This window comes from Actinomyces gaoshouyii, from assembly GCF_002072175.1.
GTDB classification, from domain to species: Bacteria; Actinomycetota; Actinomycetes; order Actinomycetales; family Actinomycetaceae; genus Actinomyces; species Actinomyces gaoshouyii.
The window spans coordinates 297,018-313,959 of sequence record NZ_MVIV01000002.1; the positions used below are offsets into that span (position 1 = coordinate 297,018).

A 16,942-nucleotide genomic window follows, 5' to 3' on the forward strand; every position below is an offset into this window, starting at 1 on the left:
TCCCGCGGAAGTCCATGCGGAATCCATGTGAGGAGCACCTGGCCCGCCTCGGCGCGCACTGCGCCGACCGAGGGGTCCGGACAGCCTAGAGTGTCCCCATGCCCTCTCACCGCGTCCGCAAGCCCCGCGCCGGCTCCTCGCCGCGGAGCTCGAGCGCGCGCGGCCTGCCCGTTGTCGATGAGACGAGCGCCGGCGGGCTCGTCGTCGACGTCCAGGGCGGGCGCGCCTTCGCGGCCGTCATCGCGCGCCGCAACCGCGGCGGGCGCCTGGAGTGGTGCCTGCCCAAGGGACATTTGGAGGGTGAGGAGACCGCCGAGGAGGCGGCTGTGCGCGAGATCGCCGAGGAGACGGGCATCACGGGCCGCGTGCTGCGCCACCTGGCAACGATCGACTACTGGTTCGCGGGCGACGCCCACCGGGTCCACAAGGTCGTCCACCACTTCCTGCTCGAGGCCGTCGGCGGGGACCTGACCACGGAGAACGACCCCGATCATGAGGCCGAGGACGTCGCCTGGGTGCCGCTCGACGACGTCGGCAAGCGCCTGGCCTATCCCAATGAGCGCAGGATCGTTGCCGCTGCCCGCGACATCCTCGTGGGGGATGGATGAGCCCGCGTCGCACGCGGCGCCTGCTGGCCTCAGCAGCGGCCGTCCTGTCCAGCGCGGCCATGATGATCGCCGAGCCGGCCCTCGCCGCACCCGCAGCACCGGCGGGGCCGCCGGTGCGGGGAGGCGCCCCGGCGGTCAAGGTCCTGCCCGCCGATAATGCGCCCAGCGCCCCCGGCCCGACCGCCCCTGCCGTCACCGCCGGCGCCCTCACCCTCACGGTGGACGCCATGGCCCCTGAGATCCTGCACTCGGGGGAGGACCTGCGCATCTCCGGGACCATCACCAACGGCACGACGACGAACCTGTCGGGTGCCTCGATCATCGTCCAGGCGCAGCAAACCACGGAGGTCTCCACCAGGAGCCTCGGCTCCTGGCTCGCCGGCGAGCGCAGCACATCGCTCGTCACCGTGATGGAGGACGCACTCGACTTCGACGTCGCCCCCGGCGCCTCCCAGCGCTTCTCCATGACCGTCAAGAGCTCCGACCTCCCCCTGTCGGACACTGATCAATGGGGCCCGCGCGGCATTCAGGTGACCCTGGCGCAGAGCGGCTCCACGCTCGCCCAGGACCGGGCCATCTCGCTATGGGACAGCGGCGCATCCGTGGATCCCAGCCGCGTCACCGTCGTCATCCCGGTCACCGCCAGCCCCGCCGAGCTCGCGCTCCTGGCGGACCTGGGAACCACCAAACAGCGTCAGGCGGAGCAGGCCGCTGAAGACGCCGCCAGGGCGACGAGCACCCCGGCGGCCGGCCCCACCGCCACTGATAGCGCCTCCCCGGACCCCGAGGCGAGCACCTCCGCGGAACCATCCGCGAGCGCGACCCCCGCCCCCTCCGCGACCGCCTCGCCGAGCACCTCCGCGGGACTCGATTCCATCCCGACGGTCGCCTCGCCGGGTTCCGGGCCCTCCATCCGCGCCCTGCGCCAGCGCGTCACGGGAATGCTCGACCTCGCCGGCAATGGCGTCGTCCTGGCCATCGATCCGGCCCTCATCGACGCGCTCGGCATGACTCCCGAGCGCCTCCAGGCCGCCGCCGCGGCGGGCTCGGGAGGCTCGGGGCCGCCGCCGGCACCCGTGCCCAGCGCGTCCGCCGACCCCAGCGGCTCGCCGAGCCCCACGGCCTTCCCATCGGCGGCCCCGCAGGATATGGCGGAGGAGGACCTCACCAGGCTCGCCGGCTCCCTGTACCGGGCTCTGACGGGATCGGGCGCGAAGGGCAAGGGCGATGTCGTCGTCCTTCCCTGGGGCGACGCCGACGTATCCGCCCTGACGCACCTGGGCGCCACGGAGCTCATGACCACCGCCACGACCCGGGCGAGCGGCTCGCTGCTGGCCGGCGCGAGCGCGAGCACCTCCCTGGCCTGGCCCGCGGGTCCCCTGGATGCCCAAACACTGTCGGCCCTGCCGGAGACGGCGAGCGTCGTCGTCGCCTCCCCGGGGGATATGAGCGTCACGGAGCCGCTGACCTACACGCCGTCGGGCATCGCCTCGCGGAATGATCGCACGGTCCTCCTGCCGGATACCGCACTGAGCGCCGGGATCGCGGGGAGCTTGGAGACGCAGGCCTCCACGCAGTCGTTGAGCGAGATCGATATCCGCCAGTACCTGCGCGCCCAGACGGCGATCCTCACTCGCCAGGCCCCGAACCTGGGCAGGGACGCGGTGATCGCCATCGACCGCCGGACCGCCTCGACGACCTCGCCCACGGTCCTGGGAGCCCGGGTCGATGCGCTGAGGCAGACCAGTTGGACGACGCCCGCCGCTCTGGCCGACCTCAGCGCCGACGCCGATCAGCAGGCCTCCCGGAATGATGAGCCCGGCCGCGCCGCGCTGCCGGACATCCAGGTCGCCGACACCGAGTTGAGCGATCCCGAGCTCTCCCAGGCCCGCGCCACCGCGCAGCGCGTGAGCGCCACGAGCTCCGTCCTCCACGACCCCGCGGCGATCATGGGCACGCGCGCCCAAGTGGTCTCCTCCGTATCCGCCTCGGCCTGGCGGTCGGACACAGCCGGCCGCACGGCGCTCATCACCGACGCCGCTGCCGCCGCGAACTCCGTGGTCAGCGCCCTGCAGGTCGCCCCGACCTCGACGATCAACCTCATCAGCGACGAGGCGGAGCTGCCGATCCGCGTCTCCTCGTCCCTCGCACAGGACTCCACCGTGGTGGTCGAGGTCATCTCCGGCTCGCCGCGACTCCAGACCAAGGAGACGGTCTCCGTGGTGGTCCCTGCCGGGGGCCAGGCCGTCGCCTCCGTGCCCGTGAGCGCCGTCGGCTCGGGTAACGCGCGCCTCACAGCGAGGATCCTGGCCCCGGACGGCACCGAGGTCGGCACCCCGGCGAGCCTGCGCATGCGGGTGCGCGCCGACTGGGAGGGCCGGGGCACCCGGATCGTCACCGGCGCCCTCGTGATCCTGCTGGCCGCCGGCATCTACCGAACCGTCCGGCGCGGCAGGCGCGCTGTGCCCGATGCGCCGCACGCGGGCGCCCCCGAGCCGGAGGGAGACGCATGACCCCCGCCCACGCCCAGAATGACCCGATGACGCCCCGGTCGGGCCCGCCGGTCGCGCCGGGTCGGCCCGACCGGCGGGCCCGGTCTCCCCGGATCGCCCCTGAGCCGAGCCGGAGGCGGAAGGCCCCCAAGCCGACGTCGATCATGCGCTCCTCGGCGGTCATGATGGTCGGGACCATGGCCTCCCGCCTCCTGGGGCTCGTGCGCAACGCCCTGCTCATCGCCGCCCTGGGGGCCACGGCCTCCGGCGCCGCCGACGCCTTCAACATCGCCAACACCCTGCCCAACCAGCTCTACAACATGCTGGTGGGAGGCATCCTCAACGCCGTCCTCGTCCCGCAGATCGTGCGGGCGCTACGGCGCGAGAACGGCGAGGAGGTCGTCAACCGGCTGCTCACCGCCGCCGGCACCCTCATCTTGGCCATCACGGCGCTGCTCACCCTCGCCGCGCCCCTGATCATCTACCTCTACGGCGGCGGTCTGGGGCGGTGGCTCCCAGTGGGCTACGCCTTCGCGTTCTGGTGCATGCCGCAGGTCTTCTTCTACGGGCTCTACGCCCTGTGGGGGCAGGTGCTCAACGCCCGGCACATTTTCGGGCCCTACATGTGGGCGCCCGTGGTCAACAACGTCATCTCCATCGCCTCGCTCATCGCCTACATGGCGATCTACGGCCGCTACGCGGGATCCGACGGCGGCCCTGCCGAGTGGGACGCCATGCGCATCACGCTCATCGCGGGAACGACGACGCTGGGCATCGTCATCCAGGCGCTCGTCCTCTACATTCCACTGCGCCGCTCGGGTTTCACCCCGCGCATCATCTTCGGTGCGCGGGGCCTGGGCCTGGGCGACACCTCCAAGATCGCCGGGTGGGCGCTCATCGGGATCGTCGTCGCCGCCCTGGGCGACTGGGCCGTCATGAACCTGGGCTCACGGGCCGTGTCCGCGGCGGAGAAGGTTGCCGACCAGGGCATCATCGTCCCCTCGACGACGATGTACAACAACGCCCTCCTCATCTACATCCTCCCGCAGTCCCTGGTGACGACCTCCGTGGTCACGGCGCTGTTCACCCGCATGAGCGAGAAGGCCGCGGCGGGCGACGGCGCCGGTGTGCGCGATGACCTCTCCCTGGGGCTGCGCTCGGTGGCCGTGTTCACGGTGCTGGCCAGTGCCGGGATCGCCGTCCTGGCCACGCCCGCGCTCCAGGCCTTCGTGCCCTCGGTATCCCTGGCGCAGGCCCAGGCGGCCGCGCCGATCCTCGTGGCCCTGGCGATGGGCATCGTGGTCCAGGGGATCTGGTTCACCACGCAGCGGGTACTGCTCGCCTACGGGGACACCCGCCGCCTTGTGCGGGCGGACATCACTGTGGGCGTCATCCCGGTGGTCTTCTGCCTCCTCACTTACTTCCTGGCCGAGCCCCGGCACTGGATGCTCTGGGCGGCGATCTCCTCGCCGGTCGCACAGGCCGGGGCGGTGGCCGTCGTGGTGCCGCTCATGCGCCGCCATCTGCCGGACCTCGACAGCCCGCGGGTCATCTCGACGCACCTGCGACTCATCGGCGCGGTCATCCCCGCGGCCGTCGTGGGCATCGGGGTGCGCGAGCTCCTGGGCGACGCCGACGGGCACCTCATGGGGGCCGCCGCCCTCGATGCCGTCCTCGTCGTCCTCACCGTCGGGGCGATCATGACTCTGGTGTACCTCGCCGCGGCCCGCGCCCTGCGGGTCGATGAGCTTGCGATCCTCATGAACCCGGTGGCCGGCATCGTGACCAAAGCCGGGCGCGTGCTCCCCGGCGGCGCCAGCCGGGCCCTCACCCGCCTGGGCGGGTCGCTGAGGATGGCCCCGGCGCGCCCCGCGCCCGCCACGACCGCACCAGCCCCCGCGGTCCCCGCGCCCGCCCGAGCATCCGCACCGCCCGCCCCACCAGCGGCGGCGATGCCCAGCGCCGCGCCCACCGCGAACGAGCCCACCGCCCTCCCGCCGTCCATCGCCCCGGCGGGGGGCCCCGGCGCATTCGCCACCGGACCGGCACTCGCCTTCCCAGGCCCGCTATCACCCGCGGCGATCCCGCGATCCGGGGCTTCAGCAGAGCCGGTCTCCCCATCCGGTCCCGATTCGTTCACTGTGAGCGCTCCGGGGGCCGCTACGATAAGTCCAAGCACACAAATAGCCGACAGCACGGGAGGCAGTGTCCGCATGGACGGCATGGATCAGGCGAAGCCCATCGGGTCGGGGCGCTACGCGCTCACGGCCGCGATGCCCGCCACCCTGCCCCGTATCGTGCGGCATCTCGGCCGCGACGAGATCCTGGGGCGCGAGGTCGTAGTCCTGACTCTCAGTGGTGCCACACCGCATCGCGACGAGATCCTCGATGCCGCCTCCCGCGCGGCCCTCATCGATGACGCCCGCCTGCAACGGGTCTACGACGTCGAGCGCGGCAATCCGGCCTTCATCGTCACCGAGTCCGTGGCGGGCCGTTCCTTCGGCGCTCTCGTGCGCGAGGGCCTGAGCCCCGCCCAGGTCCGCACCATCGTCGGGGAGGCGGCCCAGGCGCTGGAAGCGGCCTCCCGCAGGGGACTGCACCATCTCAACCTCGCCCCCGAATCCGTAAGGGTGCTGCCCGATGGCACTGTGCGGATCTCCGGTGTCGGCATCGAGGCCGCGGCACTCGGCCTGGAGAAGTCCAGCGGTGATCCGCTCGACTCCGATCGCGCCGACGCTCGCTCGCTCGTCGAGCTCCTCTACTTCGGGCTGACGCGCCGCTGGCCGGGCAAGCGCGCCGGTATCGCGCCCGCCCCCACCTCCGAGGGCATGCCCGCCCGCCCCTCGTCCTTCGTGCCCGCGCTCGCCTCGGAGAAGGAGCTCGACGATCTCGCCGCCAGGTCCTTCGCAGACCAGGCGCCGATCTCCGCCTCCGAGGTCGCCCACCAGCTCGGTCGTTGGGACACGGCCGATCTCCAGGGCCTCGTACCGCAGGCACCCGCGCAGGCGGTCTCTGCCGCTTCTGCGTCATCGGCCTGGTCCGCAGTGCCGCCCGCTCCGCCCGCGCAGGCGGCCGAAGCCGCCAAGACCGTCCTCGGCCGCCTGCGCGGCCTGTCCGCCAGTCGTACCGGGGCCCTGGGCACGAGGTCGGGCTCGAGCGCCGCTTCCGCCGAGGCCGCCCCCAGCGCGCCGGAACCCGCCACATCCACGGCGGTGCCGCCGCCGGCCCCGCTCCCACCGGTTCCACCAGCCGACGCTGCGGCCGCGCCGCCTCCCGCGGCGGCGCCCGCGCCCCCGGATTTCCTGCCGACCCGCCCCGCGCCGACGCTCATCGAGCCCCTTGACACCACCGGTTCACTGCCCCGCATCGGCGACGGATCGGAGGATGACGACGCGGAGACGGACAGCCGTGTCTCGACGGGCATCATCGTCGGCCTGCTCGCCATCGTGCTCGTCGTCGCCTATTTCGCCATCACCAATATCCTCCAGCTCCTGGGCATGCCCCTCACGGAGAAGGAGGTGCCCGCCGCCCGCACGGTCCCGTCCGCCGCCGCCCCCGGCGGCGATGGCCGCAGCGGCGGGAGCGAGACCCCGCAAGTGCCGATCACCATCACTGGCGCGAGAAGCCTGAGCGGCCAGCACCCCGAGCTCGAGGGCCGCCTCGTCGACGGGGACACCTCCAAGGAGTGGTACACCCAGTGGGCCAATCGACCCACAGGACTCGGGGATGTGATCATCGCCGTCACTCTGCAGCAGGCCGCTCCCGTCTCCGGTATCAGCCTCCAGGGCACCGGCCAGGGCGGTCACGTCCAGATCCGCGCCACCAGCGTCCAGGACCCCCAGGGGGGCACCGTGCTCGCGGAAGGCCCCTTCACCTCGGGCACCACCTCCTTCTCCTTCGACGCCACCACGACTGACACGATCGTCGTCGTCATCACCGAACTGCCGGTGGCCCCTGATGACGGCAAGAACAAGGCCACTATCACCGAGATCACCCTCCGATAGGCAAGCGGACGGGAACAAGCGGATTTCATCATTGGTTGCAACGACTACCGCTACCCGATCCCTCACACAGGAGAGTCATGATCCACGACGTCGTCATCGTCGGTTCCGGACCCGCCGGCTACACCGCCGCCATCTACGCCGCGCGCGCGCAGCTGAGCCCCATCGTGCTCGCCGGCTCCGTGACGGCCGGGGGCGCCCTCATGAACACCACCGAGGTCGAGAACTACCCCGGGTACGACGAGGGCATCATGGGTCCCGAACTCATGAATCGGATGCAGGAGCAGGCCGAGCGCTTCGGCGCCGACATCCGCTACGAGGACGTCACCGCGCTGGACCTGACCGGTGACATCAAGCGCATCACCACGGACGACGCCGTCTACGAGGCTCATACGGTCATCATCTCCACAGGCTCGGAGCACCGCAAGCTCGGGATCGACGACGAGGACCGGCTCTCCGGCCACGGGGTCTCCTACTGCGCCACCTGCGATGGCTTCTTCTTCAAGGACAAGCCGATCGTCGTCGTGGGAGGTGGCGACTCCGCGATGGAGGAGGCCACGTTCCTGACCCGCTTCGCCTCCTCCGTCACCATCGTCCACCGCCGCGATGAACTGCGGGCGAGCGCCGCCATGGCCGCTCGCGCCAAGGCGGATCCGAAAATCTCCTTCGCCTGGAACTCCAAGGTCGTCGCGCTGGGAGGGCAGGATGCTCTTCAGTCCGTCACCCTGGAGGACACTATCACCGGGGAGCGCCGCGAGATCCCGGCCGAGGGCCTGTTCGTCGCCATCGGCCAGATCCCGCGCTCCGAGCTCGTCAAGGACGTGCTCGAGTGCGACGACGCCGGCTACATCCTCGTCGACGCGCCCAGCCAGCGCACGGCCATCCCCGGGGTCTTCGCCTGTGGCGACGTCACCGATCCCACATACCAGCAGGCGATCACCGCTGCCGGCTCGGGCTGTCGCGCCGCGCTGGACGCTGAGCACTACATCGCCTCACTGACAGCCTGATCATCCGTTTCCACTCCCACCCGACCATGAGGAGATCCAATGTCCAACGCGCTCGCCGTCTCCGACGCCACCTACGAGGCCGAGGTCGCCTCGTCCGAGCTTCCCGTCCTCATCGACTTCTGGGCGCCCTGGTGCGGCCCCTGCCGCCAGATGGCCCCCGTGGTGGACAAGGTCGCCGACGAGCTCGGTGAGAGGCTCAAGGTCGTCAAAGTCGACATCGATGAGAACCCGTCGATCGCCCAGTCCTTCGGCATCACCTCCATTCCGACCTTCGCCATCGTCAAGGGCGGCCAGACCGTTCACCAGTTCTCCGGCTCCCGTCCCAAGCCCGCCTTGCTCAAGGAGATTGAGAAGGCCCTCGGCTGACGACCGGCCGCGAGGGAGAGCTCGACGCTCCAGCTGCGCGTTGTCCCGGCATCGCGCGATCCAGAACCGTGCCCTCCACCCCACGTGGGGTGGAGGGCACGGTTCTCTTATCGATGCGGAACATCTTTCACCTTCGCAATATTAATAGGTATTAGCTACTATTTTGAGAGCACCCTCCTTTTCCTGTATCGCAGTGTTTCACGTGAAACAGCTTCTGTGCGATGGGCACTGACACCCCGACAACGGCCATCGTCCTACGATGGGCACGACTCACATTCCATTCCGACCAGCGAGGCGCAGCATGCAGTTCATCTCCACCCGCGGCCAGGCACCTTCCGCCAGTTTCACTGAAACACTCCTCATGGGACTGGAGCCCGACGGCGGTCTGGCCGTGCCCGCCTCGATCCCCAAGCTCAGGGCTGACCATTGTGAGGAGTGGAGATCCCTCGACTACGTTGAGCTCGCGACCGCAGTCATCGGGCTCTTCGCGACCGACATCCCGGAAGCCGATCTACGAGGGATCGTCTCAACGGCCTACGGAGCCGATCGCTTCCCGACTCCCGTGGTTCCACTGAAACCACTCGACGACGTCGCTCCCGGTCTCGCCCTCGTCGGGCTATCCGAGGGGCCCACGATGGCGTTCAAGGATCTGGCCATGCAGTTCCTAGGGCAGGCGATCCCGTACGTGCTCGCACGCGAGGGAAGAGTTCTCAACATCCTCGGTGCGACGAGCGGCGATACCGGCTCGGCCGCCGAGCACGCGTTCCGCGCTCAGGAGGGAGTTTCCGTCTTCATGCTCTCGCCCGCCGGGAGGATGAGCAATGTGCAACGCGCGCAGATGTACTCCCTTGCCGATCCGAACATTCACAACATCGCTGTGGACGGGGTATTCGACGACTGCCAGGCACTCGTCAAGGCACTCAACAACGATGCCGCGTTCAAGGCCGAGCACAGCCTCGGCGCTGTCAACTCCATCAACATCGGCCGTATTATCGCCCAGGCGGTCTACTACGTGTGGGCGTGGTTGCGAGCCTCCGACGGCGTTGGGCCGGAGGAGAGGGGGGCGTTCCACGTGGACGTGGTAGTGCCGTCCGGTAACTTCGGCAATATCTACGCCGGCCACCTCGCCAGGAGCATGGGCCTCCCGATCCGTCGGCTTATTCTGGCGACGAATGAGAACAACGTCCTCGATGAGCTCTTCACGTCCGGCGTCTACCGCCCGCGCTCAGCCGCCGAGACCCTGGCTACCTCAAGCCCCTCGATGGACATCTCACGCGCCTCCAATCTGGAGCGATTCGTGTGGCAGCTCCTCGGCCCGGAAGAGTTCGTGTCTCGCTGGGCCTCGCTGGAGGAGTCGGGCTCTCTCGATCTCACCGACCGCCTCCGGGTCATGCATGAGGACTACGGCTTCGTCTCCGGCACGTCAACGCACAAGGACCGCCTCGCCGCGATTGCGCGCGTCCATGCGGAGGCCGGCGTGCTCATCGATCCTCATACCGCTGACGGCGTCACCGTGGCCCTACGCCACATGGAACAGGGATATCCAACACTCGTCATGGAGACGGCCCTTGCAGCCAAGTTCGCCGAGACCGTGGAGGAGGCCCTCGGTGGGGCGCCCGAACCACCGATCTCCGTACAGGAGCTCCTCGGCAAGGAACAGCACATCATCGAGATCCCGAACAGCGAGGATGAACTGCGCGCGCTGATCACGCGCTCAGCGCTGCATCGAGACTGAGCCGGGACCAGCCCTGAGGGGCGCTGTTTCACGTGAAACACCCTTGGGGTGTTTCACGTGAAACGCAGCGATTCCGCCGAGTTGATTCACCATCGAGCACTCGGTCCATCACGCTCTCACTTCGGGGCCGTGTTTCACGTGAAACACGGCCCCGCTACTCATCCGAGGAAAGGGGAATCGAGCTCAACACCGGGCGTGGCAGACTTGGAGCACGGCAAGGCTGACCGCCCCGAAAGGACGACGACGTGACTGACCCGCAGCATGTGAAAGGGAACCGGCTCGATCCCTGGCTCGACAACTACGCAGCGCGCGCCCATGGTCTGCGTGCTTCAGAGACACGCTCCTTGTTCGCCGTGGCGGCCCGCCCCGAGGTCGTCTCACTCGCCGGCGGCATGCCCAATCTCAAGGATCTGCCCCTCGAAGAACTCGCCGAGGCCACCGCGACGATGCTGCGCAAGGATGGGGGGAAGGCCCTGCAGTACGGCAATGGGCAGGGCCTTCCCCGTCTTCGGGAGCAGATCCCCGAGGTGATGGCGCTGGAGGGGATCGCCGCTGATCCCGAGGATGTCATCATCACCACCGGATCCCAACAGGCCGTCGATATCATCACCGAGCTGTTCATCGACCCCGGTGATGTGGTTCTCGCCGAAGCGCCCACCTATGTCGGCTCCCTATCCATCTTCGCCACGTACCAGGCGGACGTGCAACAGGTCCCTATCGATGCCGAGGGCGTTATCCCGGAAGCCTTGGAGGAGCGCATCGAATCGCTCGAGCGCCAGGGGCGCACTGTGAAGTTCTTCTACTGCCTCCCCAACTTCCATAATCCTGCGGGAGTGACTCTCTCGGAGGAGAGGCGTCCTCGGGTCATCGAGATCTGCCGTCGCCACCATGTGCTCATCGTCGAGGACAATCCTTATGGGCTTCTCGGCTTCGAGGGCCAGACCTATACGGCATTGAAGACGATTGCGCCGGATGATGTCGTCTACCTCGGATCCTTCTCGAAGATCTTCGCCCCGGGCTACCGCGTCGGATGGGCGGTGGCCCCACCAGCGGTTCGGGACAAGATGAAACTCGCCTCGGAGGCAGCCATCCTCTGCCCCTCCTCCATGGGGCAGTACTCGATCTCCACCTATCTCGAGCAGTTCGACTGGCGCGCGCAGATCTCAGAGTTCCGCGGTATGTACCGCCGTCGCAGGGACGCCATGATCTCCGCCCTGGAGGAGTACCTCCCCAGTTGCACGTGGGACACTCCCGACGGCGGCTTCTACGTCTGGCTCGGGCTGCCCGAGGGTCTCGATGCGAAGGAGATGCTGCCCAGGGCCGTCACGAATCTTGTCGCCTATGTCTCCGGGACCGCCTTCTTCGCGAGGGGCCGATCCGGCGAGGATCATCTCAGACTCTCCTTCTGCTATCCCGAACCAGAGGAGATCAGAGAAGGAGTCCGCCGACTCTCAGAAGTCGTGGCCCGCGATCTTGAGCTCGTCCAGCTGTTCGGCCCGGCGCATTTGGAGCCGAGCCCCGGCGTATCCGCCCCCGCCCCCGACCAGATCTGAGGTACTTCCATGACAATCGCGACATCGCCCGAGCCCCTCCGTATCGCCATTCTCGCTGGTGGCCTCAGCCATGAGAGGGACGTGTCCCAGCGCTCAGGGAACCGTGTGGCGCAAGTGCTCCGTCACCTCGGCCACAGCGTCATCGTCCTCGACGTGGATGCCCGCATGATCTCCTCGCTGCGCGCCTTCGGCCCTGATGTCGTGTGGCCACTGGTTCACGGTGGACACGGAGAGGATGGCGGACTCCAGAATGTGCTCATCGGCCTTCAGCTTCCCTATGTCGGCACGCACTCCGACGGGTGCCAGCGGGCCTCATTCAAGCCGACGGCCAAGGCCACTGTACGTACCGGGGGTGTTCTCACCCCTGACTCACTCACTCTTCCCAAGGACTACTTCGCCCAGATGGGTGCCCAGGAAGTCCTCGGTATGGTCACCGATCACCTTGGGCTCCCAGTGGTGGTGAAGCCTCATCAGGGCGGCTCAGGGCTCGGTGTCTCTCTTGCCTCGAATGCGGATCAGCTCCGCTCCGCGATGGTGGGTTGCTTCGCTTACGACGAGCGGGCGCTCATCGAGAAGTATGTTGCCGGTACTGAGGTCGCGGTATCCGTTGTTGACACCGGTTCGGGTCCACGTGCGCTCCCACCGGTGGAAGTCTCCTCCGAGGGGGCTTACGACTTCGACGCCCGCTACAACCCCGGCAGGTCCGAGTACTTCGTTCCCGCGCGGCTCTCGGAGGCGGCCATTGAACGACTCAAGGAGACCGCCATCATCGTCCACACGACGTTGGGGCTTGGCCACGTCTCCAGGACCGATCTCATTCTCGATGAGGCAGGAACATCTTGGTTCATCGACGTCAATGTCACTCCGGGCATGACTGAGACGAGCCTCCTCCCATTCGCCGCTGAGGCGGATGGCGACCTTCCCAACCTCTACGACGCACTCGTGCACGCACCGCTCCTCTAGCAATCCCTCCTCGACGGCTGATCGCCCCGGCGCGCCTTATCGCGCGCCGGGGCGATCACTTCGTCCGAGGCATCTCGCCGTCGACCAGAGCGTTTCACGTGAAACACATCGACGGCCGTCGGGCCTGCGGTGACATCAGGCAACTTTCTCGCGGGCCGGCTTGTTTCACGTGAAACCGCCTCCTCGACGCATGGGAGAGCATTGTTTCACGTGAAACGACCGAAGTCAGCTTCCGGGGTCAACGGCGCATCATTGTCCGGCCTCGTCCCCTGTTTCACGTGAAACAGTCGCGCCGCCAATCGAGAGGATTGGCGGCGCGACGATCGAGCGGTCGAGTCGAAAGGCCTTCAGACCTCGTCAAGCGAGGTACCCGGTGCGAGGGCCTCGACCAGACGGGCAAGATCATCCTCACCCGCGAACTCGATAGTGATCTTTCCCTTCTTGACGCCTCGAACCACTTTCACCCGGGTGTCGAAGGCATCCGAGAGCCGAGTGGAGAGCGCGGGGAGGGGAAGTGAGCGACTGCGCTGAGGACTCGGCTTCGCAGCAGTGGCGGGTTCGTCGTGAAGCGCGACGAGCTCCTCCGTTGCTCGCACGGAGAGGCCCTCGGAAACGATCCGCTCGGCGAGGGTCTCCATCGCATCATGGTCCGGCAGCCCGAGGAGGGAGCGGGCGTGCCCTGCGCTGAGAACCCCGGCGGCGAGCCGGCGCTGCACGGTACCGGGCAGCTTCATGAGGCGCAGGGTGTTGGAAATCTGAGAGCGTGAGCGCGCGATCCTCCGCGAGAGCTCAGCATGAGTGCAGCCGAAGTCCTCCAGGAGCGCCTGATACGCCGCGGCTTCTTCCAGGGGATTCAGTTGAACGCGGTGGAGATTCTCCAGCAGGGCATCGCGGAGCAGATCCTGATCGTCGGTATAGCGGACAATCGCAGGAATCGTCTCAATACCAGCATGCTTGGAAGCGCGCAAACGGCGCTCACCCATGATGAGTTCGTAGCGTGTGCCTTCCTCATCATCAATGCGGCGAACGACGATCGGCTGGAGGAGCCCGACCTCCTTGATGGAGGAGGCGAGTTCTTCGATATCCTCCTCATCGAAGACCTGTCGTGGCTGCCTCGGGTTGGGCGAGATGAGCTCCACAGGAAGCTCCGCGAAGGTCGCTCCTGGAACCGGGACGAGCCCGCTGGGATCCTCTCCCTGCCCGTCGTCGTCGCCGCTCTCACTGGGAATCGGCATCGAGCCACCATTCTCGACGACCTCCTCCTCAGCCACCACGTCCTGTGGCTCAGCGGCATTGACATCACCAGGCTGGGGAGGCGCCGCATCAGTGTTCTTCACAGCGGGAGTGTCAGTTTCACGTGAAACCGATGTCTTCCCAGAACCGGAGTCCTTCTGAGCGGTTTCACGTGAAACACCGTCGACGGCCTTCGCCGCCTTCTTCTCGATCTCGCTCGCCGGCCGCCTCGCCGCGACGCTCGTGCGCGCCTCCGTGGTCTCCACGGGCTGCCGACTCCGATTACCCGAGCCCTTCCGCCCATTCTTCGAGGCCCTCTTCGACGGGGCGAGGAGAGTGGCGGCGATATCCGCCGAAGTGTGTGCGGCGTGCCCGGATACCGTGGATTCCTCCACGGTGCCGGGCTCCTTCTCGCCATCTCCGATATTCGCCTTCACGCCGTCGTCCGCCTTGGTGACGCGAGCGGCGCGCCCTTCGGGGAAGAAGACATCTGTGGGGCGCCTGGCGGGCGCCTCCGCCTGGGCCTCCGGGATGAGGGCCTGCAGCCCGCGACCGAGTCCGCGCTTCTTCTGCGCCATCTGTGCTCAGGCCTCCTTGGAATTGTTGTCCGCCGTGCCGGCGTCGTTGCTGTTGTCATTTCCCGTGATCCCCACGTCCTCGACCTCAGGGTTGTGGGAGCCCTCGGTGGCCTCACGAACCACACGCCGCATCTGCCATCCCTCGATGCCGCGGTCGGCGATCTCCCAAGCGAGTCGCTTATAGGCGATGGCGCCTGAAGCACGTGGATCCCAGAACACCACGGGCGAGCCGAAGGAGGGGGCCTCCGCCACTCGAATCGAGCGCGGGATCTTCGTGTCGAGTGTGGCATCGGGGAAGTAGGTCCGCACTTCCGCCTCCACATCCCTGGCGAGAGTGGTGCGCCCATCGAACATGGTCAGGACAATCATCGAGACCGCCAGGGCTGGGTTGTGAATCTCCGCGATCCGCTCGATGGAGCGGCTGAGCAGCGCCAAGCCCTCCAGGGCGTAGTACTCGGCCTGCATGGGGATGAGCACCTCGTTGGCGGCCACGAAGGCGTTGATCGTCATGATGCCCAGGCTGGGAGGGCAGTCGATGATGATGTAGTCCATCCGGGACTGCCCGTCCTCGTATCGGGAGCGCAGATAGTCCTCAAGGGCGAGGCGAAGTTTGGATTCACGTGACGAGGTGTTGATGAGTTCGATCTCGACGGCGGCCACGTCAATCGTGGCGGGCAGGCAGTAGAGAGTCGGGGCGAAGCGCGTCTGAACGACGACGTCCCTGAACGGCATGCCATCCACGAGGACGTCGTAGATCGATGCGTGCTCCTCATCGTGGGGCACGCCGAGGGCAGTGGAGGCATTGCCCTGGGAGTCGGCGTCAATGAGCAGCACGTGAAGACCTGCTTCCGCGAGGGCGGCGGCCACGTTGACGGCGGTCGAAGTCTTGCCGACCCCGCCCTTCTGGTTGGCCACCGCGATCACCCGGGTCTGCTCAGGTGGCTGGAACCCGCCCTCGGCCAGCTCGTTCAGTGTCGAGTGATCAGCTCGGACCTGATCGAAGATGGATCCCGGCACGCTGCTCTCCTCCAACGACGGCGCACGGTACCTCAAGGGGCACCGTCTGTCCCGCCAGTCTACGGCAGAGTACCGCGAGCCACTGGTGGGCGCGAGGCGAACTCAGCGACGCGGGCGCTGAACCTGAACGACTTTCGTCACGTCGTCGCCGGCGGTGACGACTTCATGGATGACAGCAGGCAGGAGCTTCATCTTCTTAATGACGTACTTGGCATCGCGGACCTCGTCGTCCGCCTTGGCCCCCTTGAGGGCGAGGAGGCTCGCCCCGGGGCGGAGCATCGGCGCCGTGAGCCGGATGAGCTTGGAGAGATTGGCGACGGCGCGCGCGGTCACAGCGTCGTACTTCTCCTTCACCTCCTCGGCCCGGGCACGGTGAATCGTCACGTTGTCGAAGCCGAGCTCCTCGACGACATCTGATAACCACGCCACGCGGCGCTCCATTGTTTCAATAAGAGATACTTCTAGATCTGGTCGGATGATCGCAATGATGATCCCGGGGAAACCCGCGCCGGATCCGACGTCGGCCACGGTCCCCCGGGAGGGGAGGAAGGGCCCGACAGCGGCGGAGTTGACGAGGTGGCGGGACCAGAGCCTGGGAAGCTCCCGGGGACCCAGGAGACCCCGCAACTCGCCCTCGGCGACCAGCATCTGGGCGAAGCGCTCCGCCGCGGGGAAGCCGAGTCCGAAGATCTCGCGCATCTCCTCGCTCGGCTGCTCAACCCCTGTGGCCTGATCCGCCAGGGCGCTCCCGGCGTCCTCCCGGTCCGACCCCATCCTCAGTCCTGGCCCTGCTCGCCGGCCTTGTCGCTGTCAGCGCCGCCAGTATCGTCGATACCAGGCTCGTCACCCTCCTCGGGCAGCATGATGACGACGCGGCGGTGCGGCTCGGCGCCCTCGGACTCGGAGACCAGCCCTGCTGCGGCGACGACGTCGTGGCAGACCTTCCGCTCGAAGGGATTCATCGGCGCCAAGGACACGGTCTCGCCCGAGGCGTGGACGCGGGCGACGGCCTCGGCGGCGATCTTGGTGAGCTCCTCGCGCCGCTCCGCACGATAACCGTTGATGTCGAGCATGAGGCGCGAGCGGTTGCCTGTGCGGGCCTGGACGGCGAGCCGGGTGAGCTCCTGAACGGCCTCGAGGACCTCACCGTCGCGACCGACGAGGTCGGCGAGCTCGCGCTCATCGCCCTCCTCCGAGGCGACGATGGCGATGGAGGCACGGCCGTGATCGACGTCGATGTCGATGTCCCCGCCGAGGTCGGCGATGTCGAGGAGTTCCTCGAGGTAGTCGGCACCGATCTCGCCCTCCTCCTCCAGGCGCTTGACGGTGTTGGAAACGGCCGGGGCCGCTACCGCGTTGTCAGTGTTGTCCGTCACGATCTGTCCGTTC

General features: G+C 67.8%; 12 protein-coding genes. 8 read left to right on the top strand and 4 right to left on the bottom strand.

All coding sequences use genetic code 11. The features are described from left to right. Window positions 1-98: 98 nt before the first annotated feature. From B1H50_RS03050 to B1H50_RS03085, 8 genes are all read left to right on the top strand, one after another. Window positions 99-608, top strand: coding sequence for an NUDIX hydrolase (locus B1H50_RS03050; RefSeq protein ID WP_080462294.1), 510 nt, complete (start codon window positions 99-101; stop codon window positions 606-608). Continuing rightward, entirely contained in the window at window positions 605-3,121 is a 2,517-nt protein-coding gene (locus tag B1H50_RS03055) for a DUF6049 family protein (protein WP_080462295.1), read from the top strand. The genes B1H50_RS03050 and B1H50_RS03055 overlap by 4 nt, the downstream gene beginning before the upstream one ends. Before the next feature lie 176 nt (window positions 3,122-3,297). After that, a complete protein-coding gene (locus tag B1H50_RS03060) occupies window positions 3,298-7,104 on the top strand; it encodes a murein biosynthesis integral membrane protein MurJ (RefSeq protein ID WP_233129473.1) in 3,807 nt (1,268 codons plus the stop codon). Window positions 7,105-7,181: 77 nt separating this feature from the next. Next, a complete protein-coding gene (gene trxB, locus B1H50_RS03065; protein WP_080462296.1) occupies window positions 7,182-8,108 on the top strand; it encodes a thioredoxin-disulfide reductase in 927 nt (308 codons plus the stop codon). A gap of 39 nt (window positions 8,109-8,147) precedes the next feature. Then, a complete protein-coding gene (trxA, locus tag B1H50_RS03070) occupies window positions 8,148-8,474 on the top strand; it encodes a thioredoxin (RefSeq protein ID WP_080462297.1) in 327 nt (108 codons plus the stop codon). Between the two features lie 301 nt (window positions 8,475-8,775). After that, window positions 8,776-10,209, top strand: coding sequence for a threonine synthase (gene thrC, locus B1H50_RS03075; protein WP_080462298.1), 1,434 nt, complete (start codon window positions 8,776-8,778; stop codon window positions 10,207-10,209). A 245-nt stretch (window positions 10,210-10,454) separates the two neighbouring features. Beyond that, window positions 10,455-11,762 carry an aminotransferase-like domain-containing protein gene (locus tag B1H50_RS03080; RefSeq protein ID WP_080462299.1) on the top strand — a complete coding sequence of 436 codons (1,308 nt, stop codon included), beginning with the start codon at window positions 10,455-10,457 and terminating at the stop codon, window positions 11,760-11,762. Window positions 11,763-11,771: 9 nt separating this feature from the next. Further along, window positions 11,772-12,725, top strand: a complete 954-nt coding sequence (locus B1H50_RS03085) for a D-alanine--D-alanine ligase family protein (RefSeq protein WP_080462300.1) — start codon at window positions 11,772-11,774, stop codon at window positions 12,723-12,725. Between the two features lie 347 nt (window positions 12,726-13,072). On the opposite strand, the gene B1H50_RS03090 is transcribed toward B1H50_RS03085, so the two are convergent. The 4 genes from B1H50_RS03090 to B1H50_RS03105 form a co-directional block, all read right to left on the bottom strand. Continuing rightward, a complete protein-coding gene (locus tag B1H50_RS03090) occupies window positions 13,073-14,536 on the bottom strand; it encodes a ParB/RepB/Spo0J family partition protein (protein WP_080462301.1) in 1,464 nt (487 codons plus the stop codon). Window positions 14,537-14,542: 6 nt separating this feature from the next. Further along, window positions 14,543-15,553 (bottom strand): ParA family protein, encoded by a 1,011-nt coding sequence (locus B1H50_RS03095; protein WP_080462302.1) that lies wholly within the window; start codon window positions 15,551-15,553, stop codon window positions 14,543-14,545. Between the two features lie 102 nt (window positions 15,554-15,655). Beyond that, window positions 15,656-16,327: a 16S rRNA (guanine(527)-N(7))-methyltransferase RsmG gene (gene rsmG, locus B1H50_RS03100; protein ID WP_080462303.1), complete on the bottom strand. Its 672-nt coding sequence runs from the start codon at window positions 16,325-16,327 to the stop codon at window positions 15,656-15,658. A gap of 2 nt (window positions 16,328-16,329) precedes the next feature. Beyond that, window positions 16,330-16,929 (bottom strand): Jag family protein, encoded by a 600-nt coding sequence (locus B1H50_RS03105; protein ID WP_080462304.1) that lies wholly within the window; start codon window positions 16,927-16,929, stop codon window positions 16,330-16,332. Window positions 16,930-16,942: the final 13 nt, after the last annotated feature.